The organism is Streptomyces sp. NPDC053367, assembly GCF_044545925.1.
Taxonomy (GTDB): domain Bacteria; phylum Actinomycetota; class Actinomycetes; order Streptomycetales; family Streptomycetaceae; genus Streptomyces.
On sequence record NZ_JBITYN010000002.1, the window covers coordinates 303,338 to 327,335 of the forward strand.

A 23,998-nucleotide genomic window follows, 5' to 3' on the forward strand; every position below is an offset into this window, starting at 1 on the left:
CCTGTCCGCCTCCGGATCCGGCCGTCGGTCAGTGGGGAGCCAGGACGCAGAACTCGTGGCCCTCGGGGTCGGTCAGACAGGTCCACGGAACGTCGCCCTGACCCAGGTCGAGCTCACGGGCACCGAGGGCGCGCAGCCTGGCCACCTCCGCCGCCTTGTCGTCGCCGGGGCGGGGCAGCAGGTCGAGGTGGACGCGGTCCGGCACGGTCTTCACGCCGGGCGTGCGGAGGAACTCCAGATACGGCCCGGTGCCCTCGGCGGAACGGAGGACGGCCAGGTCGTCGGTCACCTCGTGCGCGGCCCAGTCGATCGCCTCGCCCCAGAACCGGGCCATGGCGCGGGGGTCCGCGCAGTCGACCACCACGGCGGCGATCGGCCCGGTGTCCCGGTAGACCTCGCGGGGCTCCAGTACGCAGAACTCGTTGCCCTCCGGGTCGGCGAGGACCGTCCACGGCACATCGCCCTGGCCCACGTCGACGGGTGCCGCACCGAGGGCCTCCAGACGCGCGACCAGTTCCTCCTGATGGGCCGCGGAGGTGGTGGCGAGGTCGAGGTGTACACGGTTCTTCGTCGCCGTCCCCGGTTCCGGGACGGGCACGACGTCGACGCCGAGCACGACCGGGTCCGGCCAGACGAGGCCGCCGGAGGGGCCGACGTAGGTGGTCGCGCCGGCGCTGTAGGCGGTCCAGCCGAGGGCCTGCGCCCAGAACCGGCCGACCGCCGCGGCGTCAAGAGCCTTGATGTTCACGTGGACGGGTCGCAGCGCCATGCGGGCGATCCTATGCAGCCGCCGCGCGTGGGGGTCAGGCGCTCTCGCCCAGGACCGTGTCGAGGCGCTCCAGGACGTGCGGCCAGCCCTCGCCCATTCCCTCGTACGCCTGCCGGCCCATCGGGGAGTCGAGGTCGAAGCCGGCGTGGGTGAGGACCAGACGGGTGCCCGCGCCTTCCGGGTGGAGCGTCCAGGTGATGGAGGTGTCGAGGGTGCCCTCGGCGAACCGGTAGGACAGCAGGCGCTCCTCCTCGACCTCGGTGACCTCGCAGGGCTGGCTGCCGAAGTTGCCCATGTCGAGGGTGAAGCGGTGCCCGACGACCGGCTTGACGTCACCGGCGGCCCACCAGCGGGCGTGCAGGCCGGGGTCGGTGAGTGCCCTCCACACCGCCGCAGGCGTGTGGGGCAGGAACTTCTCGCAGGTGATCGTGTCGTTGTCGGTCATCTCTCGTTTCCCTGTTCCTCGTCCAGAAGATCGGACAGCGCGTCCAGGCGCTGCTTCCAGTAGTGCTCGAACGGGTGCAGCCACTCGCCCACCTCGGCCAGGGGAGCCGGTTGCAGGTGGTAGAAGCGGTGCCGGCCACGCGGCTCCTCGCGCACCAGGCCCGCGGCGCGGAGCACCGCCAGGTGCTCGGAGACCGCCGGCCTCCCCAGCTCGAACAGCCCGGCCAGCTCACCCGTGGAGCGAGGCCCTTCGCGCAGGCTTTCGAGCAGTTTGCGGCGTACGGGGTTGGCGAGCACGCCGAACACGTCGGTAGGCATGGCTTCAGTATGGGTCGGAGATTTCCGACGCGTCAAGAATCTCCGACGCGTTCATGGCGGTCGATGGGGGCCGGTGGCGGCCCCGGCTCCGCCGCGGCAGTCCCGGCACCTGCGGCACGAGGTGGCTGTGACGTGGCGGCTGCTCGCCGGCAACGTGGCGGCGTGTGTGCTGCCGCCGCTGTTCTTCGTCGTCGGCGCCTGCGTCCACCACCGGCTCACGGGCCCGGAGGCGCTGGTGCGCCTGGGGCAGGTGGCGGTGCTCCTCCTGCTGTACGCCCACGTCTTCGATGTCTCCAACCAGGCGCGTGGCGCGGCGGAGGACCGGCTCGACAAGCCCCGCCGTGCATGGTGGCCGGTGGTGTCGCGATACTCGCCGCGGCCTGGCGGCCGGCCGACCCCCTCGACGCGGTCGCCCGGCAGTGGATCCGGACCGTCGTCGTCGCCTGTTCCCTGGCGCTGGTCTTCGAGGACGTGCGCGACACGGGGGGCGACCGCGCGGTCGGCCGCAGGACCGCCGCGCTCGTCCTCGGCGCCTGGCCCGTCCGCCTCTGGTTCGCCGCCCTGCTGACGGCGATCCCCGTCGTCGCACACATCCTGCTGTTCGCTCCCACCGGCGCGGACCCGGCGAGGATCGCCCTGTGCGACGCCGCACTCGCCACCGCCGGCAGGGTGCCCGCCGTCCGCGCCCTGGTCCTGCGCCACCGCGACCCCGACCGCGTCACCTACCAGCTGTACATCGTGTCCTACGTCGTCGTCCTGTCGGCGGGCCCCGTCCTCTGGAGCTGACGGAGAAGCCGCTCCGTGGGCGACCTCTTGACCGCTGTGACACCAGCCACTACTTTGCCCTAGACGATCCATGGCCATCGAAAGGAGGCGACCGGCAGATGTACACCAGCTCTGACCTCGGTCGCCTCGCCCGCCGCACGGTGTGGGTGCCGGGCCGGATCGCGCACGGCGTCTGAGCACGCCTTTTCTGATGTGCCGCCGTCCTCGGCACATTTCGGGTCTCCCGTCACCATCTCCCGGCACGTCGCTGCCGCGTGTCTTCTCGCGCCCGCTCCTGTGACGCGGCGTGTCTGCACACAGAAAGCTGCCTGAAAATTGGCGAACATCATGAATCGACCGACCGCGCACCGGAACGAGGGCCCGTCATGGTAGGGGCGCGGATCACGGTCAACGGGAAAGAAGCGCCGATCTCCCCGGCCCCGCCTCACACCACCGTGCTGGACTTCCTGCGTGAGCGTGGCCTGACCGGCACCAAGGAGGGCTGCGCCGAGGGCGAGTGCGGCGCCTGTTCGGTCCTCGTGGCCCGTCCCGGGGTGAACAAGCCCACCGACTGGGTGGCGGTCAACGCCTGTCTGGTGCCGGTCGCGGCGCTCGACGGCCAGGAGATCGTCACCGCCGAAGGGCTCGCCACCGCCGGGGAACCCGGCTGCCCGCCCACCCTGCACCCCGTGCAGGAGGAGATGGCGGTCCGCGGCGGCTCCCAGTGCGGTTACTGCACGCCCGGCTTCGTCTGCAGCATGGCCGCCGAGTACTACCGGCCCGACCGCTGCGCGCACACCGAAGAGACCGACGGCGGCGACACCCTGCAGGCCGGCGGCGACGCCGAGCACGGCCCGAACGGGTTCGACCTGCACGCGCTCAGCGGGAACCTGTGCCGCTGCACCGGATACCGGCCGATCCGCGACGCCGCGTTCGCCGTGGGACAGCCGACCGACGACGACCCGCTGGCGCAGCGCCGCGAGCAGGCCCCGCCCGCGCCGGTCGCCACCGAATACGTCCAGGACGACGCCGTCTTCGTGCGCCGCGGCACCCTCGCCGAGACGCTTCGGCTGCTGCGGGAGCGGCCCGAAGCGGTCGTGGTCGCCGGTTCCACCGACTGGGGCGTGGAGGTCAACATCCGTGCCCGCCGGGCGGGTTGCGCGGTCGCCGTCGACCGGCTGCCCGAACTGCGGGAGCTGCGTGTCCAGGACGAGTACATCGAGATCGGGGCGGCGCTGACGCTGACCGAGATCGAGCGCCGGCTCGACGGCACCGTCCCGCTGCTGGCCGAGCTGTTCCCGCAGTTCGCCTCCCGGCTCATCCGCAACAGCGCCACCTTCGGCGGCAACCTCGGCACCGGCTCGCCCATCGGCGACAGCCCGCCGGCGCTGCTCGCGCTGGAGGCGTCGGTGGTCCTCGCCGACGCCGACGGTGAGCGCGTGGTCCCGCTGGCGGACTACTTCACCGGCTACCGGCAGAGCGTGCGCCGCCCCGGCGAGCTGATCCGCGCGGTGCGCATCCCGCTGCCGCTGTCGCCGGTCGTGGCCTTCCACAAGATCGCCAAGCGGCGCTTCGACGACATCTCCAGCGTCGCCGTCGCCTTCGCGCTCGACATCGAGGACGGCGTCGTCCGCAAGGCGCGCATCGGCCTCGGCGGCGTGGCCGCCACGCCGATCCGCGCCCTCGCCACCGAGGCGGCCCTGGAGGGCAAGCCCTGGTCGGCACAGACCGTCGAGGCCGCGGCACGGGTGCTGCGCGGCGAGGGCACGCCGATGGACGACCATCGCGCCAGCTCCCTCTACCGTTCCGCGATGCTCGGCCAGAGCCTGCTGAAGCTGCACGCACAGACCCCCGAGGCGGTGTCGTCATGAGCCATCTGTCCGAGCGTCCCGAAAAGCCCGTCGTCGGCCTCTCGATGCCGCACGAGAGTGCCTTCCAGCACGTCACCGGCACCGCGCTCTACACCGACGACCTGGTGTACCGCACCAAGGACGTGCTGCACGCCTACCCGGTCCAGGTCATGAAGGCCCACGGCCGTATCACCGCGCTGCGCACCGAGCCCGCGCTCGCCGTGCCGGGCGTGGTGCGCGTGCTGACCGGCGCCGACGTGCCCGGCGTCAACGACGCCGGCATGAAGCACGACGAGCCGCTGTTCCCCGACGAGGTCATGTTCCACGGCCACGCGGTCGCCTGGGTGCTCGGCGAGACCCTGGAGGCGGCGCGGCTCGGAGCGGCGGCCGTCGAGGTCGAGCTCGAGGAACTGCCCGCCCTGGTCACGCTGCGGGACGCGATGGAGGCGGGCAGCTACCACGGCGCCCAGCCCCTGATGGAGACCGGCGACATCGACGCCGGGTTCGCCGACTCCGCGCACGTGTTCACCGGTGAGTTCCAGTTCGCCGGCCAGGAGCACTTCTACCTCGAGACCCACGCGGCACTGGCCCAGGTCGACGAGAACGGGCAGGTGTTCATCCAGAGCAGCACCCAGCACCCGTCGGAGACCCAGGAGATCGTCTCGCACGTGCTCGGGGTGCCCGCCCACGAGGTGACCGTGCAGTGCCTGCGCATGGGCGGCGGCTTCGGCGGCAAGGAGATGCAGCCGCACGGCTTCGCGGCCGTCGCCGCGCTCGGCGCCAAGCTGACCGGCCGCCCGGTCCGGTTCCGGCTCAACCGGACGCAGGACCTGACCATGTCCGGCAAGCGGCACGGCTTCCACGCCAAGTGGAAGATCGGCTTCGACGCGGACGGCCGTATCCAGGCCCTGGACGCCACCCTGGTCGCGGACGGCGGCTGGAGCCTGGACCTGTCCGAGCCGGTGCTCGCCCGGGCGCTGTGCCACATCGACAACACGTACTGGATCCCCAACGCCCGCGTCGCCGGGCGTATCGCCAGGACCAACACCGTCTCCAACACCGCCTTCCGCGGCTTCGGCGGACCGCAGGGCATGCTGGTGATCGAGGACATCCTCGGCCGCTGCGCCCCCCGGCTGGGGCTGGACCCCATGGAGCTGCGGGAGCGCAACTTCTACCAGCCGGGCCAGGGCCAGACCACGCCGTACGGACAGCCCGTCACCCAGGCCGAGCGGATCTCCGCCGTGTGGCAGCAGGTCAAGGAGGACGCCGGCCTCGCCGACCGCACGCGCGAGATCGCCGCCTTCAACGCCGCGCACCCGCACACCAAGCGGGCCCTCGCGATCACCGGCATCAAGTTCGGCATCTCGTTCAACCTCACCGCCTTCAACCAGGGCGGCGCGCTGGTGCTGATCTACAAGGACGGCTCCGTCCTGATCAACCACGGCGGCACCGAGATGGGCCAGGGCCTGCACACCAAGATGATGCAGGTGGCCGCGACCACCCTCGGCATCCCGCTGCACAAGGTCCGCCTCGCCCCGACGCGCACCGACAAGGTCCCCAACACCTCGGCCACCGCGGCCAGTTCGGGAGCGGACCTGAACGGCGGGGCCATCAAGAACGCCTGTGAGCAGCTGCGCGGGCGACTGCTTGCCGTGGCGGCCTCCCAGCTGGGCGGCAACGCCTCGGACGTACGCATCGTCGAGGGCGTCGCGCGCCTCCTCGGCAGCGACAGGGAACTGGCCTGGGACGACCTGGTGCGCACCGCGTACTTCCAGCGCGTCCAGCTGTCGGCGGCCGGCTTCTACCGGACCGAGGGGCTGCACTGGGACGCCAAGACCTTCCGGGGCTCGCCGTTCAAGTACTTCGCCCACGGCGCCGCGGCGACCGAGGTGGAGGTGGACGGGTTCACCGGCGCGTACCGCATCCGGCGCGTGGACATCGTGCACGACGTCGGCGACAGCCTGTCCCCGATGATCGACATCGGTCAGGTCGAGGGCGGCTTCGTACAGGGCGCGGGCTGGCTGACGCTGGAGGATTTGCGCTGGGACACCGGCGACGGCCCCCACCGCGGCAGGCTGCTGACCCAGGCGGCGAGCACGTACAAGCTGCCGAGCTTCTCGGAGATGCCCGAGGAGTTCAACGTCACGCTGCTGGAGAACGCCACCGAAGAGGGAGCGGTCTACGGCTCCAAGGCGGTCGGCGAGCCTCCGCTGATGCTGGCGTTCTCGGTGCGCGAGGCGCTGCGGCAGGCCGCGGCCGCGTTCGGGCCGAGCGGGGCCGGCGTGGAACTGGCCTCCCCTGCCACGCCGGAGGCGGTGTACTGGGCCATCCAGGCCGCTCGCCAGGGCGATGCCTCCACCGACGGCCGGGCAGCGACGGACAGGTCCGCCCTCGACGGCGCGGTCCGTGCCGACGCGGAAGCGCTGAGCGGTGCCTGACATGACCTGGGTCGCCGCGGTCGCGCGGTTGCGAGCACGCCGGGAGCCCGGCGTGCTGGTGACCGTCGCGACCGTGCGCGGCCACGCCCCGCGCGACGCCGGCGCGAAACTCGTGGTGGGGCGGACGGAGACCTGGGGTTCCATCGGAGGCGGCAACGTCGAGGCCGTCGCGATCGACCGGGCCCGGGAGATGATCGGCGCGTCCGAGGCGGAGCCGGAGCTGATGGATTTCGCCCTCAACGACAAGGTGACCAACCAGCACGGGGTGCAGTGCTGCGGCGGCACCGTCGCGGTGCTGCTCGAACCGCTGCCGGTCGTCCCGGCGGTGGCGATCTTCGGTATCGGGCACGTCGGCCTTGAGCTGGCGCGCGTCCTGGCCCGTCAGGACCTCGAACTCCATCTCGTCGACAGCCGCTCCGACATCCTCACCGAGGAGCGGCTCGCCGTGTTGTCGGACGCCGTGGCGCAGGTGCACGTCCACCACACGCCGCTGCTGCCCGAGGAGGTGCTGGAGGAGCTGCCGCCCGGCACCCACGTCCTGATCATGACCCACGATCACGCCGAGGACGCCGCCCTGTGCGACGCCGCCCTGCGCACCGGCCACCTCGGCTCCATCGGACTGATCGGGTCGTCGGCCAAGTGGGCGCGGTTCCGCAAACGCCTCGCCACCGAGGGCGGCCACGACGACGCCGCCATCGACCGGATCAAGACCCCCATCGGGCTGCCCTGCATCACCGGCAAGGAACCGGCGACCATCGCCGTGAGCGTCGCCGCCGATCTGCTGCGCGTGTTCGAGGGCCGAGGGGACGGTCGATGAGCTGACCGCGTGCCTCGACGGGCGCGGCCGACTCGGCGGGCGGCGCCGGCACCAGGGGCCGCAGCCCGCCCGCGCGGGGCAGGCGGGTGCTCACACCATCTCCAACAGCCCCTTGACCAGTACGGAGAAGCCTCCGGCCAGGGCCAGGGCGTAGATGAGCCGGCGCACCGCCCGCTCCCGCGCTCTCGGGGCCAGCGCCCTGCCGACGAGAGCGCCCGCCACCATGGCGGTCACGGTCACCGCCCAGGCCGGCCCGCTCAGCCGCGGCACGCCGTTGACGGCCACGGAGAAGACGTTCACCGCGATGCCGTAGAACTGCGCGTTGGGCACGAACTCCCGGACCGACCACCCCGCGTTCAGCGCGTACAGCGAGTACGGCGGCCCACCGACACCGGCGGCGGAGTTCATGAACCCGCCGACGGCACCCGCCGTCACCGCGCCCCCCGTGCCGGTCAGAGCCGGGATCCGGGCACCTGCCATCACCAGGGCCACGGCCAGCGCCACCAGGGTCCCCACGCCGGCCAGCAGGACCGGCTCGGGCAGCCGGGCGGCCGCCCAGGAGCCCGCGGGCACGGTGCACGCGGCGGCGACGACCAGCGGGACCATGGCGGCCGGCCGCACCCGGCGCCAGCCCCCGGCGAGTCCGACGACGCTGATGACTCCGGCCGCGCAGTTGGCGAGCACCACCCCCTGCGCCGGTCCGAGCAGCAGCACGAGCACCGGCACCGCGATCAGCGCGAAGCCCATGCCGGTGAGCCACTGCACCGAGGCGGCCAAGGCCACCGTGCAGCCCAGCAGCAGCTCGGCCGTCCCCGCGCCCGCCACATCGGACTCCCGCCGTCACCCGGATGATCGGGCTCATCCTCGGCGGAGCACGGCCCCGGACGCAATGCCTTCTGCCGCGCCTGCGGTTCGCCGTGCCGCCGACACGGCGAATCCAGCGGGTTAAGCGGGTGAAGCGGACGCCTGCGCGGTCCCTGCGGGGCATGGATGAGAACCGGCCGTATCCGGCCGGAATCCGCAACACGAACGCGCTGGAGGCGAGCGATGACCCGACGAGCCAATCCAACCGTCCATACGACCCATCAGGTCCCGGTTCTCATCGTGGGCGGCTCCCTGGTCGGGCTGTCGACCTCGCTGTTCCTGGGCCGCCTGGGAGTGCGCCACACCCTGGTGGAGCGGCACGCCGCCACCTCCATCCACCCCCGTGGCCGCGGCAACAACGTCCGCACGATGGAGCTGTTCCGGGTGGCCGGCGTGGAGCGGGCGATCCGCGACGCCGCCGCCACACTCGCCGACAACCACGGCATCCTGCAGACCCCCACCCTGGTCGGGGACGCGGGGGAGTGGCTGTTCAAGGAGATCGACCCGGGCGGCGGACTGGCCCGCTTCAGCCCCAGCTCCTGGTGCCTGTGCAGCCAGAACGACCTCGAACCCGTCCTCCTCGACCACGCCGCGCGGCTGGGCGGCGACCTGCGCTACAACACCGAGCTGCTCTCCTTCGACAGCGACTCCGACGGCGTCACCGCCCTGGTCAAGAGCCGGGAGACCGGCGAGCACACCACCATCCGCGCCGACTACCTGGTCGCGGCCGACGGCCCCCGCAGCCCCGTGCGCGAGCAGCTCGGCATCGGGCAGAGCGGCCCCGGCGACCTGTTCCACAACATCAGCATCACCTTCCGCTCCCGCCGGCTCGCCGACGTCGTGGGGGAGCGCCGCTTCATCGTCTGCTACCTGACCGGTGAGGACGCCGACGGCGCGCTGCTGCCGGTGGACAACCGGGAGAACTGGGTCTTCCACGCCCCCTGGCACCCCGAACGCGGCGAGACGCTGGAGGAGTTCACCGACGAGCGGTGTGTCGCGCACATCCGCCGTGCCGTGGGGGTCCCGGACCTGGACGTGGAGATCACCGGCCGCGCGTCCTGGCACGCCGCCCAGCGTGTCGCCGAGAGCTACCGGGCGGGCCGTGTCCTGCTGGCCGGCGACTCGGCCCACGAGATGTCCCCCACCGGCGCCTTCGGCTCCAACACGGGCATCCAGGACGCCCACAACCTCGCCTGGAAGCTGGCCGCGGTGCTGGGCGGCTGGGCCGGTGAGGGGCTGCTGGACAGCTATGACGCCGAGCGCCGCCCCGTCGCGGAGGCGACCAGCGCCCGGGCCGCCGTCCGGTCGGTGGAGCACAGCCACCCCGGCTTCGCGCCGCCGCCCGGGGCGGGAGGCGGTGGCGGCCCGCAGCGCGGCATCCTCAACGTGGCCCTCGGCTACCGCTACCCGCAGGGCGCCGTCGTCGACGCCGACCCCACGACCCCGGTCGTCCCGGAGGGTCTGGACCTGAGCGGCCAACCCGGCAGCCGTGCCCCGCACTTGTGGCTGCGGCACCGCGGGGAGCGCATCTCCACCCTCGACCTCTACGAGACCTCGATCGTCCTGCTCAGCGACGCCGGTGACGCCGGCGGCTGGCACGCGAGCGCCGTACGCCTCGCCGGGGAGATGGGCGTACCGCTGAGCTCCTACCGGGTCGGGACCGCGGACGACGCCGAACTGACCCCGGAGGGCGACGCGGACTGGGCCGCCTGCCACGGCGTCGGGCCCGGTGGCGCGGTACTCGTCCGCCCCGACGGGTTCGTCGCCTGGCGCTGCGCGGGACCGGCCCCGGACGCCGTCTCGGCACTGCGCGACGCCCTGACCAAGGTGTTGGCCAGGGCCTGACCCTGCCACCCGCCCAGCAGACGGAGTGTCACCCAGGTGATCGCCCCGACTGGCGGGGGCGCGCATCACGGCTGACGGTGGATCACGTCGAGGCGGGGTCCACCTCAGCTGATGAAGCGTCAGCCGTCCCCGTCTGCGTCGGAAAGGAAGTCAGATGCGTTCTGCACGCACCCTGCTGTTCACCGCGGCGGCCTCCGCCGTCCTCGTGCTCGGCGCGCCGGGCGCCTACGCGGTCGGCAGCGACCACGAGGACAGCTCGTACAGCAAGGAGCAGGGCAAGGAGCACGCCAACGAGGAGGGCAAGGAGCACGGCAAGGACAGCTGGAAGGACTCCCCGCGCGGTGGCATGCACACCGGCGGCGGCGCTCTCTCCCTGGTCACCCAGGACGGCGGCTACCAGGAGGACAGCCATGAGAAGGGCAGCTCCTGGAGCGGCAAGCAGGAGGAGGACTGGACCGGCAAGCAGGACGAGAACTCGTGGAGCGGTGACCACGAGAAGCCCCGCGGCGGCATGCACACGGGCGGCGGGGCCCTGGCCGGCCCGACGATGACCGCGGGCGGCCTGGCCGTCCTCGCGGTCGCCGGCACCGGTCTCTACGCGGCACGGCGCAGGAAGCCGGCCGGAGGCCTGGCCTGACGATGCCGGATGCGATAGGTCGCTGCGGCCGCCACGCGCGTGTGCCGCGTGGCGGCCCGGCGCCCCTAGGGCCTGTCGTTCGGATCAGCCCGGCGTCGCGCGGCGGAGAAGCGCAGTCCGCCTCGGCCGACCTGACCGGGACGACAGGCCCTAGGGGGTGTCTCGGCGAGATGCCCCCAGTCCCCTGTCCCGCTGCCGTGTCCAGGTGAGGTGGTATCCCGATGGCAGCTCCTTCCCCTCCCCCCGCCGACGGCGACACCCTTGATGCGAAGCCTGGAGCGACCCGCCCGCCCATGCTGATGATGTCGGCCGTGGCCTGCACCGTGCTGGCCATGTCCCTGGTCGGCGGCAACGACGAGTCCCCCCGTACGGCGGCCCCGCCGCCCTCCACCCGGCCGGTCGCGTCGGCTCCCCCCGCGGGACAGCCGGCCGGGAAACACCTGCCCCGGTCCAGGCCGGTGCGCCTGCTGATCCCGAAGATCTCGGTCGACGCTCCCTTCACCGACCTGTCCGTCGGCCTCTCGGGGCAGCTCGAACCGCCGCCCGCCGGTGACACCAACCTCGTCGGCTGGCACGCCAAGGGCGCCTCACCCGGGGAAGTGGGCACCTCGATCATCGCCGGACACGTCGACACGGCGACCTCCGCGGCGGTGTTCGTGGGGCTGGGAGAGCTCGAGAAGGGCGACGTCTTCCACGTCGACCGGGCCGACGGCCGCAGGGCGAGCTTCGTGGTCGACAGCGTGGAGACGTTCGACAAGGACGACTTCCCCGACGAGCGGGTCTACGGCGACACCGGCCAGGCGCAGGTACGGCTCATCACCTGTGCGGGTGACTACGACCACGCGGTCAAGGACTACACCGACAACCTCGTGGTCTTCGCCCACCTCGTGTGAGGACTCCGCCGTCCGCCGTACGCGCTCACCCTCCCAGTGCCCACAAGTCGCGCTCTCCTGAGGCCGGGCACAGGATCGAGAAACGCTGTCGTCGCTTTCCGCGGCGGCGTTGACCTGTGCACCGCGAAGGAGATGTACCCGGATGACCACTACGTCCGAACGAGCCGTCACATCACGGACCCGACAGACGTCGCAGCGGATCTCCCAGTCCGTGTTCGACGGCTCGCGACTGCGTGTCGTGCTGCTGGTCGATGTCCACGAAGGAGCTCAGCAGCAGTTCCTGGAGGCGTATGAGCAGCTGTGCAACCAGGTCGCCTCCGTCCCCGGACATGTCAGCGACCAGCTGTGCCAGTCCATCGAGAACCCCTCCCAGTGGCTCATCACCAGCGAATGGGAGAGTGCCCCGCCGTTCCTCACCTGGGTCAACAGCGAGGAGCACGTACGAATGGTGCAGCCCCTGCACAGCTGCGTCCGTGACACCCGGTCGCTGCGCTTCCACGTCGTCCGCGAGACCGGCGGACCGGCGGCGGAGGCGGCCTCCGGCGCCCGCCGGCTCCAGACGGCGCCCCGGATCGGTGACGGAGTCATCCGCCACGCGCTCACCTTCACGGTCAAGCCGGGCAGCGAGGACACCGTCGCGAAGATCCTCGCCGACTACGCTTCGCCCGAGCCGCGGGTCGACGACACCACCCGGCTGTGCCGCACCTCCCTGTTCATGCACGGCAACCGGGTCGTGCGCGCCATCGAGGTGCGGGGCGACCTGCTCGCCGCACTGCGCCACGTCGCCCGGCAGCCCGAGGTACGGGCCGTCGAGGAGGCCATCAACCCGTACCTGGAACAGGACCGCGACCTCGACGACCAGGAGTCCGCACGGGTCTTCTTCACCCGGGCGGCCCTGCCCGCCGTCCACCATGTGACGACGGGCCAGGAGAGCGCGGAGACCGAACGGCTGGCGCTGTACTACCCGGCCGTCCAGGACCGCGGGATGCGGCTGGCCGAACTGCTCGCCCAGCAGGACGCAGCGGCGGACAGCGCGGACAGCCCCGTGCTGCGCAGCACGATCTTCCAGCGCGACGACGTCGTCGTACGGCTGGTCGACCTGCGTGCCGGAGCGGACGCCGACCCGGCGTCGGTGCTGGGCCTCGGGGACCGCGCCCGCACGGCCGAACTGCTGGAACTCCTCGACACCGACGCGCTCGGTGCGGACGCCGCATCCCTGGGCGACCTCACCCGCCTGCTCACGCTCACCCGCATGGACCTCATCACCGACCGCCGCGCACCCGCGGCCTGACGCAACATGCCAGGGCTGCGGCGGCCGGTCCGATTCGTAGCCGCACATGATCGGAGGAACGTCGTGATCAAACCCACTCCCAGGCTCGTGGACATCAGCGACATCGAGCCCAACACCCGGCGCGGCGGAGATCTGCGCGCCATGCTCACGCCGGCCACGGTCGGCTCCACCAGCGGTTTCATGGGCGTGGCCACCGTGGCGCCCGGCGACCGCATCGCAGAGCACTACCACCCGTACTCCGAGGAGTTCGTCTACGTCGTGTGCGGGCAGCTGGAGGTGGACCTCGACGGTGAGCCCCACCCGCTGCGGCCCGAGCAGGCGCTGATGATCCCCGCCCATGTGCGGCACCGCTTCCGCAACGTCGGGAACATCGAGGCCCGCATCGTCTTCCATCTGGGCCCGCTGGCTCCCGAGCCGCCGCTCGGCCACGTCGACACCGAGGGCACCGACGCCGTCGCGGTCACCGCGGACCTGGCGGCCGGCCGACGAGAAGTACATCCATGACCAGGCGCGTCGCGGTCACCGGAATAGGCGTCGTCGCCCCGGGCGGCATCGGTGCACCGGCGTTCTGGCAGCTGCTCGCCGACGGGCGCACGGCGACGCGGGGCATCACCTTCTTCGACCCGGCCGGCCTGCGCTCCCGGATCGCCGCCGAATGCGACTTCGATCCGCAGGCCCACGGCCTCGAACCCGAGCAGATCGCGCGGTGCGACCGGTACATCCAGTTCGCGCTGGCGGCCGGTGAGGAAGCCGTCAAGGACTCGGGGCTCGACCTCGCACGGGAGAACCCCTGGCGGGTCGGGGTCAGTCTGGGCACCGCCGTCGGAGGCACCACCCGGCTGGAGCACGACTACGTCCTGGTGAGCCACCGCGGGCAGCGCTGGGACGTGGACCCCGGGCGGGCGGAACCGTATCTGCACCGCGCCTTCACGCCGAGCACGCTCGCCGCCACGGTGGCCGAACGGTTCGAGGCGCGCGGACCGGTGCAGACCGTCTCGACCGGCTGCACCTCCGGGCTCGACGCGGTCGGATACGCCTTCCACACGATCGAGGAGGGCAGGGCCGACATATGCATCGCGGGAGCGTCGGACTCGCCGATCTCCCCGATCACCATGGCCTGCTTCGACGCGATCAAGGCCACCTCCCCGAACAACGACGACCCCGCCCACGCCTCGCGTCCCTTCGACGCGGACCGCGACGGGTTCGTCATGGGCGAGGGCGGCGCGGTGCTCGTCCTGGAGGAACTCGAACACGCGCGGGCCCGCGGGGCGCACGTGTACTGCGAGCTCGCCGGGTACGCCACGTTCGGCAACGCCTACCACATGACGGGGCTGACCAGGGAAGGCCTGGAGATGGCGCGGGCGATCGACCACGCCCTCGACCACGCCCGGCTCGACCCCACCGCGATCGACTACGTCAACGCGCACGGGTCGGGCACCCAGCAGAACGACCGGCACGAGACCGCCGCCGTGAAGCGGGCGTTGGGCGAGCACGCCTACGCCACGCCGATGAGCTCCATCAAGTCCATGGTGGGCCACTCGCTCGGCGCGATCGGGTCGATCGAACTGGTGGCCTGTGTGCTCGCGCTGGCCCACCAGGTGGTACCGCCCACCGCGAACTACGAGACCCCGGACCCCGAGTGCGACCTGGACTACGTCCCGCGGGACGCCCGTGAGCGGAGGCTGAGCAGTGTGCTCTCCGTGGGCAGCGGATTCGGCGGGTTCCAGTCCGCGGTGGTGCTGACCCGGGGGAGGGAGGGAACACCATGAGCGCAGCGCGTCCCCGGCGCGCGGTCGTCACCGGCATCGGTGTCGTCGCGCCCAACGGCAGGGACACCGAGACGTTCTGGAAGGCCACCAAGGAGGGCATCAGCGCCTTGGGCCCGGTCACCCGCGAGGGGTGCGAGCACCTGCCCCTGCGGGTGGCCGGGGAGGTCCGGGAGTTCGACGCGGCGGCCTCGGTCGAGGAGCGGTTCCTCGTCCAGACCGACCGGTTCACGCACTTCGCGATGACCGCCGCGGACCTCGCTCTCGACGACGCCCGTCTCGGCCGCAGCGACAGCGAGGCCGCGCCGTACTCGGTGGGCGTGGTCACCGCGGCCGCGTCCGGCGGCGGCGAGTTCGGGCAGCGGGAGCTGCAGCAGCTGTGGAGCAAGGGCAGCCGGTTCGTCGGCCCGTACCAGTCCATCGCCTGGTTCTACGCCGCCAGCACCGGCCAGATCTCCATCCGCCGCGGTTTCAAGGGGCCGTGCGGGGTCGTCGCCTCCGACGAGGCCGGCGGCCTGGACGCCCTCGCCCACGCGGCGCGGGAGGTCCGGCGCGGCACGGACGTGCTGGTCGCCGGGTCGACCGAGGCGCCGCTCGCCCCGTACTCGATGGTCTGCCAGCTCGGTTACGAGGAGCTGAGCACCGTCGAGGACCCCGAGCGGGCCTACCGTCCCTTCACCGCAGCGGCCTGCGGGTTCGTGCCGGCGGAGGGCGGCGCCATGCTGGTCGTCGAGGACGAGGCCACCGCGCGCGAGCGGGGTGTCCCGGCCCGGGCCGTCGTCGCCGGACACGCGGCCACCTTCACCGGCGCCTCTCGCTGGGCGGCCTCCCGCGAGGGGCTGGCTCAGGCGATCCGGGGCGCGCTGGAGGAGGCGGACTGTGCGCCCGAAGAGGTCGACGTGGTCTTCGCGGACGCCCTGGGCGTGCCCGAGGCGGACCGGGCCGAGGCAATGGCGATCGCCGACGCCCTCGGACCGCACGGCACCCGCGTGCCCGTCACCGCGCCCAAGACCGGCATCGGCCGCGGCTACGGTGCCGCGCCCGTGCTGGACACCGCGGCCGCGGTCCTCGCCATGGAGGAGGGCCTGATCCCGCCCACACCCCATGTGTTCGACATCTGCCACGACCTCGACCTCGTGACCGGCCGGGCGCGCCCCGCCGAGCCGAGCACCGCGCTGGTCCTCAGCCGCGGGCTCATGGGGTCGAACTCGGCGCTGCTGCTGCGGCGCCGATGACACAGCGAAGGAGAGAAATCGTATGAGTGACCGCATCACCGTCGAAGAGCTGGCCGAGCTGATGAAGAAGGCCGCCGGCGTCACCGTGCCCTCCGAGGAGCTCCAGCAGAGCCTCGACACCGGGTTCGACACCTTCGGCGTCGACTCGCTCGGCCTGCTGGGCATCGTCGGCGAGCTGGAGAACCGCTACGGGGCGGCGATGCCGCCGGACGCCGAGCGCTCCAAGACGCCCCGCCAGTTCCTGGACCAGGTCAACAGCGCACTCCTGGCAGGAGCCTGACATGGCCGGACACACCCAGAACGAGATCACCATCGGCGCTCCCCTCGACCTGGTCTGGGACATGACCAACGACCTGGAGAACTGGCCGAACCTGTTCAGCGAGTACGCCTCCGTCGAGATCCTGTCCCGGGAGGGCGCCCGGACCACGTTCCGGCTGACCATGCACCCGGACGAGAACGGCACCGTGTGGAGCTGGGTCTCCGAACGCGAGACCGACCGCGACAACCTCACGGTCAGGGCGCACCGGGTCGAGACCGGTCCCTTCGCCTACATGAACATCCGGTGGACCTACGAGAAGACGCCGGAAGGCACCCGGATGGTGTGGACGCAGGACTTCGAGATGAAGCCCGACGCACCGGTCGACGACGACTGGATGACGGACAACATCAACCGCAACTCCAAGGTGCAGATGGCCCTCATCCGCGACCGCGTGGAGAAGGCGGCCGCCGAGCGGGGCGCCGCGCCGGGTCTGACCGACTGAGCCGTACGGAGGACCGTGCCCATGCACCAAGCCCTGATCGTCGCCCGGATGGCCCCGGGATCGGCCCCCGACATCGCGAAGATCTTCGAGGAGTCCGACCGGGGGGAGCTGCCGCACCTCGTGGGTGTCTCCCGGCGCAGCCTCTTCCAGTTCGGTGAGGTGTACCTGCACCTCATCGAATCGGAGCGGGACCCCGGCCCCGCCATCGCCAAGGTGACCGGGCACCCCGAGTTCCAGCTCGTCAGCGAACGGCTGTCGGCGTACGTCAGCGCGTACGACCCCGAGACCTGGCGCTCCCCGAAGGACGCCATGGCACAGCGCTTCTACGTGTGGGAGCGCGACTCGGCGGGCTGAGCCGGGAAGAGAACCCCAACGGCCGCCGGGTCCGCGACATCGCGGACCCGGCGGCCGGGGTCATGACAGGGGCGGTTCAGCCCGGGACGTGGCAGTCGAAGGCGTGCAGATACGGGTTGACCGGCCGGACCTCGTCCACGACGAGCCCGGCGGCGGACAGCCGGCTGAGCATGCTCGCCGTCGTGTGCTTGGCCCCGCCGACGTTGAGCAGCAGCAGCAGGTCCATCGCGGTGCTGAACCGCATCGACGGGGTGTCGTCGACGAGGTTCTCGATCACCACCACCCGTGTTCCCGGACCGCCCGCGCCGATGACGTTGGCCAGTGTCCTGGCCGTGCTGTCGTCGTCCCACTCCAGGATGTTCTTGATGACGTAGACGTCGGCCTTGACGGGGACCGCCGCGCGTACGTCGCCCGGGACGACGCGGACACGGTCGGCGAGGTCGCCCCCCTCGGTCAGCCGGGGGAGGGCGTTGTCGACCACGCGGGGCAGGTCGAGCAGCGCCCCGTGCATCGCCGGGTACTTGTCCAGCAGGCTCGCCACCACATGCCCCTGGCCGCCGCCGATGTCGGCGACCGAGGAACTGCCCGACAGGTCGAGGAGCGCCGCCACATCACGCGCCGACTGCTCGCTGGAGGTGGTCATGGCCCGGTTGAACACCGCGGCCGACTCGGGTGCGTCCTCGTTGAGGTAGGTGAAGAACTCCTTGCCGTACAGGCCCTCCACGACGTTGCCGCCGGTGCGCACCGCCTCGTCGAGCAGGGGCCAGGCGTCCCAGGTCCACGGCTCGGTGCACCACAGGGCGATGTCCCGCAGGCTGTGCGGGTCGTCCTCGCGCAGCAGCCGGGACATCTCGGTGTGGGCGAACCTGCCGTCCGGCTCCTCGGTGAAGACGCCGTAGCAGGACAGCGCCCGCAACAGCCTGAGCAGCGGCCGGGGTTCGGTCTTCACCGCGGCGGCGAGGTCCTCCACCGCCATGGGCTCCTCAGCGAGGGCGTCGGCGACGCCCAGCCTGGCCGAGGCGCGCAGGGCGGCGGCGCACGCTGCGCCGAACACCAGCTCCCTCAGCCGCATGGGCGGCGGCGGGGTGGTCTGAGCGGTCGTCATGTGCCGCCTTCCTTCCTCTTCCGGGGTCCGGTCGGTGGTCAGCACAGGCCCGCGGGCTTCGACGCGCCGCACCGGTTGCCCTCGAAGGTGTTGCTCTTCGCGGTGCCCGTGTCGACGAGGTCCGCCGGCGAGTTGCCGTGCAGCACGTTGTCGCTGATCAGGTTCCGCTCGTTGGCCATGCCGACGAAACTCTTGAACAGGACGATGCCGCCCGACAGGGAGGACTTCCCGGCGTTGTCGCGGACCACGTTCCGCGTCACCAGGGTGTCCTCGGCGCCGGTCACCACGATGCCCGAGCCCTGCAGGGCCTCCAGCCGGTCGGTCTTGGGGCACGACTTGTTGTTGGCCACGACGCGGTTGCCGCGCACGGTCAGGGCCCCGGCCCTCGGCTTGTTCTCGTCCCCGACGACGAACACGCCCGCGCAGTTTCCGGCGATGGCGTTGTCCTCGACGGTGAGGTTGCGCAGCCGCCGGACCGTGACACCGATGCGGTTGCCCTCCATGCGGTTGTGGGCGACCAGCGTGCCCTTGGTGTCGGCGGCGCCCTCCTCGCTCTTGACGGTGTTGGCCAGGAACAGCCCCGCGTCGCCGTTGTTCAGCAGGGTGTTGCCGCGGAACTCCCCGCGCAGCGAGCGCTCCTGGGCGATGCCCCACACGCCGTTGTCGGCCGCGGTCACCTTCCGTACGGTGAGCCGGTCGGCGCCCACGGCGAACACACCGGTCTTGGGGAAGCCGGTCACGGTCAGGAAGGCGACCGTGACGTCCTCGACGTAGTGGCCCTTGGCGCCGACGACACAGATGCCGTTGCCGCCCTCGGCGCAGCTGTTGGCGGCCTTCTTGGTGGACGGCCGGATCACGGTGCTGCTGCCCAGGCCGCGCAGCGTCAGCCCGGGCGTGGTCACCTTGACGCTCTCGTGGTAGGTCCCGGCCATCAGCTGGACGGTGTCCCCGGGGGCGGCGGCGTCCACCGCCCGCTGGATCGACTCGCCGGGCAGGACCATGTGCACCCTGTGCTGTGCGGCCGGCGGAGCGGCGCCGATTCCCGACCCGACGAGCGCTGCCGTACACGCCATGTAGGCGATATGAAGTTTCCTCATATTTGCGACAGTATGGGTAACTAGGCGACAGAGCGGGTTGAATAGGCCGTACGGTGGCGTGTCACGACCTCCGGACCCACGGACCCACGGACGGCCCGGTGACGTCGGTCAGTGCGACGGGGGCAGACGCTCGATGGCCCATGGCCGCGTCGTCCCCGGGCTGGCCTCCGGCGTGGCGGAGCAGGTCCTGGCGCAGGCCGTCGAGGAGGGCGCCGGGTCCCTTGCCGGCCAGGCCGGCCGCGCGTTCCACGGGTCTCCAGCGGTACGACCCGGCTGCGGCGCAGCAACAGGGGCGGGGGATGCCCGCAGTTGATCAGCCGCAGGACCGGCTCGTCGTCCGGCAGGTCCAGCACGGCGGCGGTGATGAACCCCTCGTGCCCCGGCGCCTCACGCCGGCTGCGGACCCTCAGCCCGAGTGCACGTGGTACACGTGGAACGCCCGCCCGATCACCGGCTGGGCCACATTGCGCACCCGCACGCCGTTGCTGGTCATGCCGTGCTCGGTGCCGGCGTGGGCGTGGCCGTGCACCGCCAGGTCGGCGCCGCCCGTGTCGATCGCCTCGGCCAGCAGATAGCTGCCGAGGAACGGGTAGATCTCCAGCGGCTCACCGGCCAGGGTGTCCGGCACGGGGGAGAAGTGGGTCAGCGCGATCCGGGCGTCGCACTCCTGCTCGTCGAGCTGCTCCAGAGCGGTGCGCAGACCGTCGGCGCAGCGGCGCGTGTAGCGGACGAACTCCTTCATCAGCGGCTCGCCGAACTCTCCCGCGTTGCGGCCGGCGAAGCCACCGCAGAAGCCCTTGGTGCCGGCCACGCCGACGCGGCCGCCCGCACAGTCCACCACCGTGCCGGCGCCCTCCAGGACGCGGGCGCCGGCCTCCTCCAGGATGGCCGTGACCTCCTCGGGCCGTTCGTCGTGGTGATCGTGGTTGCCCAGGACGGCCACCACCGGCACGCCCAGGTCCTTGATCTCCCGCGCCACCACCCGGGCCTCCTCCGGAGTGCCGTGCCGGGTCAGGTCGCCCGCCAGCAGCAGGACGTCGGCGCAGTCGGGCAGGGTCTCGAAGGCGGGCCGCAGCACGCCCTGGCTGTCGGGCCCCATGTGGATGTCTCCGACGGCTGCGACACGGATCACGGCAGCTCCTCGGCCTGGTCGGGGGTCGATGTTCCGGCGACCAGCAGGTCGCAGCGTACGGTCAGGCCCGTCAGTGCCTCACCGACGGCTTGCTCGACCTCGTCGCGGCACTGCGCCGACGGTACGGTCCCGGTCACCACCACGGAGTCCCCGTGCACCGCGACCCGCACCCCCAGCTCGGCCAGCGGGCCGGCCGCGAGGCGGTCCCGCAGATGGGCCACGCGGTAGTCGAGGTTGCTCATGGGCGTTCCTTCCACGGAGGGATCACGCTCAGACGTTCGAGAAGGAACAGGAACGCGGCCGGCATGGGCTCGTCGCCGCACTCGCGCCGTACCTGCCCCCAGTCGACCTTCTCCCGCAGCGCCCGGGCGACCGGCAGGACGGAGCCGAAGTCGCAGTAGTGCTCCGAGAACGCGGAGAGCAGGCTCGACACCAGGTCCGTCGCGGACAGCACCGGCATCCGCACGGAGTCGACCGGCAGCTCCACGGCCCGGTCCAGCATCTCCGTGGTGACGGGCCGGTGGGCCAGCCGCAGGATGATGTCGACGGGCTGTCCGAAGCACTCGGTCTTCAGCAGCCAGTCCTCGGGGGGCGTCCAGACCTTCAGCCCGCCCTCGCGCAGTGTGCCCGCGACCGCGTCCGCGTCCTCGGCGCGCACGCAGAAGTCGGTGTCGTGCTGGAAATGGGCCCCGGCCCCGTGTGCGTACGCGGCCACACTGCCCGCCAGCGCGAACCGGTGACCCTGCTGCTTCAGCAGGGTCCCGACCTGTTTGGTCGCCTCCAGAATCGCCTGCGTCCGGTCACGTGGGAGCTCTGCACTCACGACCGCCTCGGCCTCCTCAGCCTGCCTGGTCACCGTCGCCAGCCGCAGCTCAGGGCCACCCGCATGCGGAGCGGACGCCGGATCGTCAGCATGCTGCGTCATGATCACTCTCCTCGGCAGGGCGGGGACCGCCGCGCAGGATGCCGGTTGTCGGGATGGATGACGTGATCCAAGTACCCGGGCCGCCCTCATCGACACCACGGAGATCGGCACCCGACCTTTTCCCGGCCAAGTGCGTTCCCGTGAGCCCGGCCCTTCAGCGGCGTCCGGCGATTCCACCATGGCGCCGACCCCGCCGCGCTGCGTTCCAGTGAGGCGATGGTCGCAGGGCTGGACCTGCCGCCGCACGCGGCGAAAGAGCTGGAGGCGCACGTCCCTGTTGGTCGCGGACATCGACCTCACGTCGTTCGGCCCGTACTACGGCGACGCCGGCAGCAGTCTGGCCGGCTTCGAGGCGTCGATGTGCCGCTGCCGGGAGATCGACGCTCGCTGGTACGGCACCTCCCACCAGAAGGGTGTGATCGAGGGCGCCGAGGAGTTCCGGCGCCGGCTCGACGCCTTCGCCGACGTGGTGCGACGGCGCGAGGCCACATTGCCGGCGTTCCTCGGCGAGCCGCGGACCGTCGAGGAGATCGTCGAGCACCGGCGGCTCTACCGGCCCCACGTGGAAGGCCCGCACGTACGGCCGGTGGAGCACAGACGGCCGTGCAGCACCTGGACCGGCTCGTGGGCGAAGGCGCCGCGTCGCGGAGGTGGAGGAGGGACGGTTCCGGGCGACGTAGCCCCGCGATCCCTCGCACCGCTGCGGCTGTTCACCTCTGCGGCCGCCCGTTCACCTCTGCGCCCGTTCACCTCTTCGGGCGTTCACCTCTTCGGGCGTTCACCTCTGCGGTCGTCAACCCGTGGGGCCGTTCGTCGCGGCGGCGCGAGCGTCTCGTGCGGCGTGGTGTGTCCGAGCGAAACGGTTCCGCCGGAGGATGTCAGGCAGACGGCTGTTCGGACTGATCGCCATCCGCGGCCGGCTCGGCGGTGTCGGTGGAGGTGTAGAAGACCGATGAACCCTGCTTGGTGCGCTGTGCCTGGTTCTTCGCCACGAGGGCCTCGAGCGTGCTGCGCACGACGGTGGTCTTGATACCGCGCTCGGGCTGCTCCTGCTCCAGCGCGGCGGCGATCTCCGCGGCGGAGCGGGGCTCACTCTGAGCCGACAGGTGAGCGCGGACGAGCTCGACGAGCTTGGGTGCGGCCGACTGTGCGGCCGACTGCGTCTGCGACGCCTTGGCGGTCTTCTTGCCGGCCCGCTTGGCCGTGGCCGTCGCCGGCTTCTGGGACTTGGTCCGCCGGCTCGCTGCCGCCTTGGTCGCGGTCTTCTTGCGCGGTGCGGGCACCTTGGTGACGGACTCGGCCGCGGACACGGCGGCCGCCGCCGAAGTGCCCAGGGCCTGCTGGATGTTCGTCAGGACGCTGTGATTGTGCTGCAGAGCCGCCAACTGCGCCTGCAACGCCTCGATCTCGGCACTCAGACGTTCCTGTTCCTTGAGGTTCTGCTCCAGGTCGCTTGCCACCTGAGCGCTGTACTGAGAGGCCACATCGGTCGTCTCGGCGGTCGTTTCGGCCATGTCGCACCTACCCTTTCCTGGGGTCACGGCCCGGGACGACCGAGCCGGTGACGTATGCGAAATCCAACGGGTTCGCTCTTCTGCCTGATGCCGCACGCTCTTCAGCGGTTGCTTCCGTACAGGCATGTTCGTAGTGATGGTACGGAAGACGTGCAGTCATGCACGGCCGTATGGCAAGAATCCTTCGGTGCGCACCTGATACGAGAGGTGTGTCACCCCCCGGTCAACAGTCCCTCGCCGAGCGGAGTGAGGGCGTGGAGCACTCGGCTGCCGTCCCGCAGTGTCGTGATCAGTCCCGCAGCACGCAGGACGGCGGCGTGCTCGCTGGCCGTGGCGATGGAGACTCCGGCGCGTTCGGCGAGCACGGTGGTCCCGGCGGGACTGGTGAGCGATGCCAGCACCTTGGCCCGGGTGCGCCCCAGCAGTGACCCCAGCACGTCACCGGGCCGCGTGGCCGTATCTGCGGCCGGCAGCGGACGGATCAGCACCGTCGGCGCCTGCGGGTCGTAGATCAGCATCGCGCCCGCGGCGAAGTACGACGGCACCAAGTGCAGTCCCCGCCCGCACAGTTCCACCGTGTGCGACGACTTGAACGGCACCAGCAACTCGGGAGGCGCCCAGCGCCAGCCGGGTGCCAGGGTCGCGAGCAGCGCCTCGACCCCGCCCCGCAGCAGTGTCTCCGAGCGCAGCGCGCGGTCGGCGGCGGCCGCGTTCAGCACGGCCGGCCACAGCGGGGCGACCGACGAACGGTGATAGCGCGTCAGATCCTCGACGAGCACACGCCGGGCCGCGGCCGAACCCTCCGCCAGCCGCCGTGTCACGGCCGAGCGCGGTTCGGTGTGCAGCGGCTCCAGTTCGGCGGCCAGCCGTGTCGTCGGCGTCCGCGCGGCAAGTTCGGCCGCCGTCACGGCGTCACGGGCCGAGGGCTGGTACAGGAAGTCCGGCAGATAGCCGGCGGGCGGGACCAGCCGTGCCAGGACGCCCGCGCGTGCCGCCAGCCCCGGCCTGACGGTCCGCCGCCACTCCACGAGTTCACCCCGGCGCGCCGCGGGCCCCGAGACGGGGCCGGCCAGATGGCGGACGCTCAGCGCCGTCTCCAGCAGTACGTCGGGTGTGGCGGCGACGGTGACGCGGGCGAGGTCGGCCGGGGAGAACCGTATCCGTAACACGCACCGCAG

At 71.8% G+C, this 23,998-nt stretch carries 25 protein-coding genes; 14 read left to right on the top strand and 11 right to left on the bottom strand.

The genetic code is table 11. The features are described from left to right. Positions 1 to 28: 28 nt before the first annotated feature. From ACIGXJ_RS07885 to ACIGXJ_RS07895, 3 genes are read right to left on the bottom strand one after another with little or no spacing between them, the layout of a single operon-like run. Complete coding sequence (locus tag ACIGXJ_RS07885) at positions 29 to 769, bottom strand: VOC family protein (protein WP_399642452.1); 741 nt, start codon at positions 767 to 769, stop codon at positions 29 to 31. A 34-nt stretch (positions 770 to 803) separates the two neighbouring features. After that, on the bottom strand, positions 804 to 1,214 hold the full coding sequence (locus ACIGXJ_RS07890; protein ID WP_399642453.1) for an SRPBCC domain-containing protein: 411 nt from the start codon (positions 1,212 to 1,214) through the stop codon (positions 804 to 806). Beyond that, positions 1,211 to 1,531, bottom strand: coding sequence for an ArsR/SmtB family transcription factor (locus tag ACIGXJ_RS07895; RefSeq protein ID WP_399642454.1), 321 nt, complete (start codon positions 1,529 to 1,531; stop codon positions 1,211 to 1,213). The genes ACIGXJ_RS07890 and ACIGXJ_RS07895 overlap by 4 nt, the downstream gene beginning before the upstream one ends. Before the next feature lie 345 nt (positions 1,532 to 1,876). Here ACIGXJ_RS07895 and ACIGXJ_RS07900 point away from each other — a divergent pair, with 345 nt between their 5' ends. The 4 genes from ACIGXJ_RS07900 (at position 1,877) to xdhC (ending at position 7,401) form a co-directional block, all read left to right on the top strand. Continuing rightward, entirely contained in the window at positions 1,877 to 2,317 is a 441-nt protein-coding gene (locus ACIGXJ_RS07900) for a hypothetical protein (RefSeq protein ID WP_399642456.1), read from the top strand. Positions 2,318 to 2,682: 365 nt separating this feature from the next. Beyond that, positions 2,683 to 4,167: a xanthine dehydrogenase small subunit gene (locus ACIGXJ_RS07905; protein WP_399642457.1), complete on the top strand. Its 1,485-nt coding sequence runs from the start codon at positions 2,683 to 2,685 to the stop codon at positions 4,165 to 4,167. Next, the gene (gene xdhB, locus ACIGXJ_RS07910) at positions 4,164 to 6,584 is read left to right on the top strand and encodes a xanthine dehydrogenase molybdopterin binding subunit (RefSeq protein ID WP_399642458.1); all 2,421 of its coding nucleotides are present in this window, start codon (positions 4,164 to 4,166) and stop codon (positions 6,582 to 6,584) included. Before ACIGXJ_RS07905 ends, xdhB begins: the two co-directional genes overlap by 4 nt. A 1-nt stretch (position 6,585) precedes the next feature. Further along, the gene (gene xdhC / locus ACIGXJ_RS07915; RefSeq protein ID WP_399642460.1) at positions 6,586 to 7,401 is read left to right on the top strand and encodes a xanthine dehydrogenase accessory protein XdhC; all 816 of its coding nucleotides are present in this window, start codon (positions 6,586 to 6,588) and stop codon (positions 7,399 to 7,401) included. A gap of 90 nt (positions 7,402 to 7,491) precedes the next feature. Here the strand turns inward: xdhC and ACIGXJ_RS07920 are convergent, their stop codons facing one another. Further along, a complete protein-coding gene (locus ACIGXJ_RS07920) occupies positions 7,492 to 8,226 on the bottom strand; it encodes a sulfite exporter TauE/SafE family protein (protein WP_399642461.1) in 735 nt (244 codons plus the stop codon). A 222-nt stretch (positions 8,227 to 8,448) separates the two neighbouring features. Between ACIGXJ_RS07920 and ACIGXJ_RS07925 the strand changes: the two genes are divergently transcribed. From ACIGXJ_RS07925 to ACIGXJ_RS07970, 10 genes are all read left to right on the top strand, one after another. Beyond that, positions 8,449 to 10,110 carry an FAD-dependent oxidoreductase gene (locus tag ACIGXJ_RS07925; RefSeq protein WP_399642462.1) on the top strand — a complete coding sequence of 554 codons (1,662 nt, stop codon included), beginning with the start codon at positions 8,449 to 8,451 and terminating at the stop codon, positions 10,108 to 10,110. A 154-nt stretch (positions 10,111 to 10,264) separates the two neighbouring features. Then, a complete protein-coding gene (locus ACIGXJ_RS07930) occupies positions 10,265 to 10,747 on the top strand; it encodes a hypothetical protein (RefSeq protein ID WP_399642463.1) in 483 nt (160 codons plus the stop codon). Positions 10,748 to 10,968: 221 nt separating this feature from the next. Further along, on the top strand, positions 10,969 to 11,640 hold the full coding sequence (locus ACIGXJ_RS07935) for a class F sortase (RefSeq protein WP_399642464.1): 672 nt from the start codon (positions 10,969 to 10,971) through the stop codon (positions 11,638 to 11,640). A gap of 142 nt (positions 11,641 to 11,782) precedes the next feature. Continuing rightward, positions 11,783 to 12,931, top strand: coding sequence for a SchA/CurD-like domain-containing protein (locus tag ACIGXJ_RS07940; RefSeq protein ID WP_399642465.1), 1,149 nt, complete (start codon positions 11,783 to 11,785; stop codon positions 12,929 to 12,931). Between the two features lie 63 nt (positions 12,932 to 12,994). Next, complete coding sequence (locus ACIGXJ_RS07945) at positions 12,995 to 13,435, top strand: cupin domain-containing protein (RefSeq protein WP_399642467.1); 441 nt, start codon at positions 12,995 to 12,997, stop codon at positions 13,433 to 13,435. Then, positions 13,432 to 14,700, top strand: a complete 1,269-nt coding sequence (locus tag ACIGXJ_RS07950; protein WP_399642468.1) for a beta-ketoacyl-[acyl-carrier-protein] synthase family protein — start codon at positions 13,432 to 13,434, stop codon at positions 14,698 to 14,700. The genes ACIGXJ_RS07945 and ACIGXJ_RS07950 overlap by 4 nt, the downstream gene beginning before the upstream one ends. Further along, complete coding sequence (locus tag ACIGXJ_RS07955) at positions 14,697 to 15,932, top strand: ketosynthase chain-length factor (protein ID WP_399642470.1); 1,236 nt, start codon at positions 14,697 to 14,699, stop codon at positions 15,930 to 15,932. Before ACIGXJ_RS07950 ends, ACIGXJ_RS07955 begins: the two co-directional genes overlap by 4 nt. A 22-nt stretch (positions 15,933 to 15,954) precedes the next feature. Then, positions 15,955 to 16,212 carry an acyl carrier protein gene (locus tag ACIGXJ_RS07960; protein WP_399642471.1) on the top strand — a complete coding sequence of 86 codons (258 nt, stop codon included), beginning with the start codon at positions 15,955 to 15,957 and terminating at the stop codon, positions 16,210 to 16,212. 1 nt (position 16,213) lies between these two features. Then, positions 16,214 to 16,693: an SRPBCC family protein gene (locus ACIGXJ_RS07965; protein ID WP_399642472.1), complete on the top strand. Its 480-nt coding sequence runs from the start codon at positions 16,214 to 16,216 to the stop codon at positions 16,691 to 16,693. A 21-nt stretch (positions 16,694 to 16,714) separates the two neighbouring features. Next, positions 16,715 to 17,047 (top strand): TcmI family type II polyketide cyclase, encoded by a 333-nt coding sequence (locus ACIGXJ_RS07970; RefSeq protein WP_399642473.1) that lies wholly within the window; start codon positions 16,715 to 16,717, stop codon positions 17,045 to 17,047. 76 nt (positions 17,048 to 17,123) lie between these two features. On the opposite strand, the gene ACIGXJ_RS07975 is transcribed toward ACIGXJ_RS07970, so the two are convergent. The 7 genes from ACIGXJ_RS07975 to ACIGXJ_RS08005 all read right to left on the bottom strand — a co-directional run bounded on the left by ACIGXJ_RS07975 (position 17,124) and on the right by ACIGXJ_RS08005 (position 23,989). After that, complete coding sequence (locus tag ACIGXJ_RS07975) at positions 17,124 to 18,152, bottom strand: methyltransferase (protein ID WP_399642474.1); 1,029 nt, start codon at positions 18,150 to 18,152, stop codon at positions 17,124 to 17,126. A gap of 38 nt (positions 18,153 to 18,190) precedes the next feature. Continuing rightward, complete coding sequence (locus ACIGXJ_RS07980; protein WP_399642475.1) at positions 18,191 to 19,249, bottom strand: nitrous oxide reductase family maturation protein NosD; 1,059 nt, start codon at positions 19,247 to 19,249, stop codon at positions 18,191 to 18,193. Positions 19,250 to 19,655: 406 nt separating this feature from the next. Further along, positions 19,656 to 20,381 (bottom strand): metallophosphoesterase, encoded by a 726-nt coding sequence (locus ACIGXJ_RS07985; protein WP_399642476.1) that lies wholly within the window; start codon positions 20,379 to 20,381, stop codon positions 19,656 to 19,658. Continuing rightward, positions 20,378 to 20,623, bottom strand: a complete 246-nt coding sequence (locus tag ACIGXJ_RS07990; protein WP_399642477.1) for a BON domain-containing protein — start codon at positions 20,621 to 20,623, stop codon at positions 20,378 to 20,380. Before ACIGXJ_RS07990 ends, ACIGXJ_RS07985 begins: the two co-directional genes overlap by 4 nt. After that, complete coding sequence (locus ACIGXJ_RS07995) at positions 20,620 to 21,306, bottom strand: hypothetical protein (protein WP_399642478.1); 687 nt, start codon at positions 21,304 to 21,306, stop codon at positions 20,620 to 20,622. Before ACIGXJ_RS07995 ends, ACIGXJ_RS07990 begins: the two co-directional genes overlap by 4 nt. An 878-nt stretch (positions 21,307 to 22,184) precedes the next feature. Beyond that, positions 22,185 to 22,820, bottom strand: a complete 636-nt coding sequence (locus ACIGXJ_RS08000; protein WP_399642479.1) for a hypothetical protein — start codon at positions 22,818 to 22,820, stop codon at positions 22,185 to 22,187. Positions 22,821 to 23,032: 212 nt separating this feature from the next. Beyond that, on the bottom strand, positions 23,033 to 23,989 hold the full coding sequence (locus ACIGXJ_RS08005; RefSeq protein WP_399642480.1) for an ArsR/SmtB family transcription factor: 957 nt from the start codon (positions 23,987 to 23,989) through the stop codon (positions 23,033 to 23,035). Positions 23,990 to 23,998 lie beyond the last annotated feature (9 nt).

Bases quoted from the DNA above. Each gene is read 5' to 3' on its own strand.
- ACIGXJ_RS08000 (WP_399642479.1), bottom strand. From the start codon at position 22,820: ATGGCCGAAACGACCGCCGAGACGACCGATGTGGCCTCTCAGTACAGC.
- xdhB (WP_399642458.1), top strand. From the start codon at position 4,164: ATGAGCCATCTGTCCGAGCGTCCCGAAAAGCCCGTCGTCGGCCTCTCG.
- ACIGXJ_RS07930 (WP_399642463.1), top strand. From the start codon at position 10,265: ATGCGTTCTGCACGCACCCTGCTGTTCACCGCGGCGGCCTCCGCCGTC.
- ACIGXJ_RS07895 (WP_399642454.1), bottom strand. From the start codon at position 1,531: ATGCCTACCGACGTGTTCGGCGTGCTCGCCAACCCCGTACGCCGCAAA.
- ACIGXJ_RS07975 (WP_399642474.1), bottom strand. From the start codon at position 18,152: ATGACGACCGCTCAGACCACCCCGCCGCCGCCCATGCGGCTGAGGGAG.
- ACIGXJ_RS07935 (WP_399642464.1), top strand. From the start codon at position 10,969: ATGGCAGCTCCTTCCCCTCCCCCCGCCGACGGCGACACCCTTGATGCG.
- xdhC (WP_399642460.1), top strand. From the start codon at position 6,586: ATGACCTGGGTCGCCGCGGTCGCGCGGTTGCGAGCACGCCGGGAGCCC.
- ACIGXJ_RS07925 (WP_399642462.1), top strand. From the start codon at position 8,449: ATGACCCGACGAGCCAATCCAACCGTCCATACGACCCATCAGGTCCCG.
- ACIGXJ_RS07970 (WP_399642473.1), top strand. From the start codon at position 16,715: ATGCACCAAGCCCTGATCGTCGCCCGGATGGCCCCGGGATCGGCCCCC.
- ACIGXJ_RS07965 (WP_399642472.1), top strand. From the start codon at position 16,214: ATGGCCGGACACACCCAGAACGAGATCACCATCGGCGCTCCCCTCGAC.
- ACIGXJ_RS07955 (WP_399642470.1), top strand. From the start codon at position 14,697: ATGAGCGCAGCGCGTCCCCGGCGCGCGGTCGTCACCGGCATCGGTGTC.
- ACIGXJ_RS07940 (WP_399642465.1), top strand. From the start codon at position 11,783: ATGACCACTACGTCCGAACGAGCCGTCACATCACGGACCCGACAGACG.
- ACIGXJ_RS07900 (WP_399642456.1), top strand. From the start codon at position 1,877: ATGGTGGCCGGTGGTGTCGCGATACTCGCCGCGGCCTGGCGGCCGGCC.
- ACIGXJ_RS07960 (WP_399642471.1), top strand. From the start codon at position 15,955: ATGAGTGACCGCATCACCGTCGAAGAGCTGGCCGAGCTGATGAAGAAG.
- ACIGXJ_RS07905 (WP_399642457.1), top strand. From the start codon at position 2,683: ATGGTAGGGGCGCGGATCACGGTCAACGGGAAAGAAGCGCCGATCTCC.
- ACIGXJ_RS07990 (WP_399642477.1), bottom strand. From the start codon at position 20,623: ATGAGCAACCTCGACTACCGCGTGGCCCATCTGCGGGACCGCCTCGCG.
- ACIGXJ_RS07885 (WP_399642452.1), bottom strand. From the start codon at position 769: ATGGCGCTGCGACCCGTCCACGTGAACATCAAGGCTCTTGACGCCGCG.
- ACIGXJ_RS07980 (WP_399642475.1), bottom strand. From the start codon at position 19,249: ATGAGGAAACTTCATATCGCCTACATGGCGTGTACGGCAGCGCTCGTC.
- ACIGXJ_RS07995 (WP_399642478.1), bottom strand. From the start codon at position 21,306: ATGACGCAGCATGCTGACGATCCGGCGTCCGCTCCGCATGCGGGTGGC.
- ACIGXJ_RS07890 (WP_399642453.1), bottom strand. From the start codon at position 1,214: ATGACCGACAACGACACGATCACCTGCGAGAAGTTCCTGCCCCACACG.
- ACIGXJ_RS07950 (WP_399642468.1), top strand. From the start codon at position 13,432: ATGACCAGGCGCGTCGCGGTCACCGGAATAGGCGTCGTCGCCCCGGGC.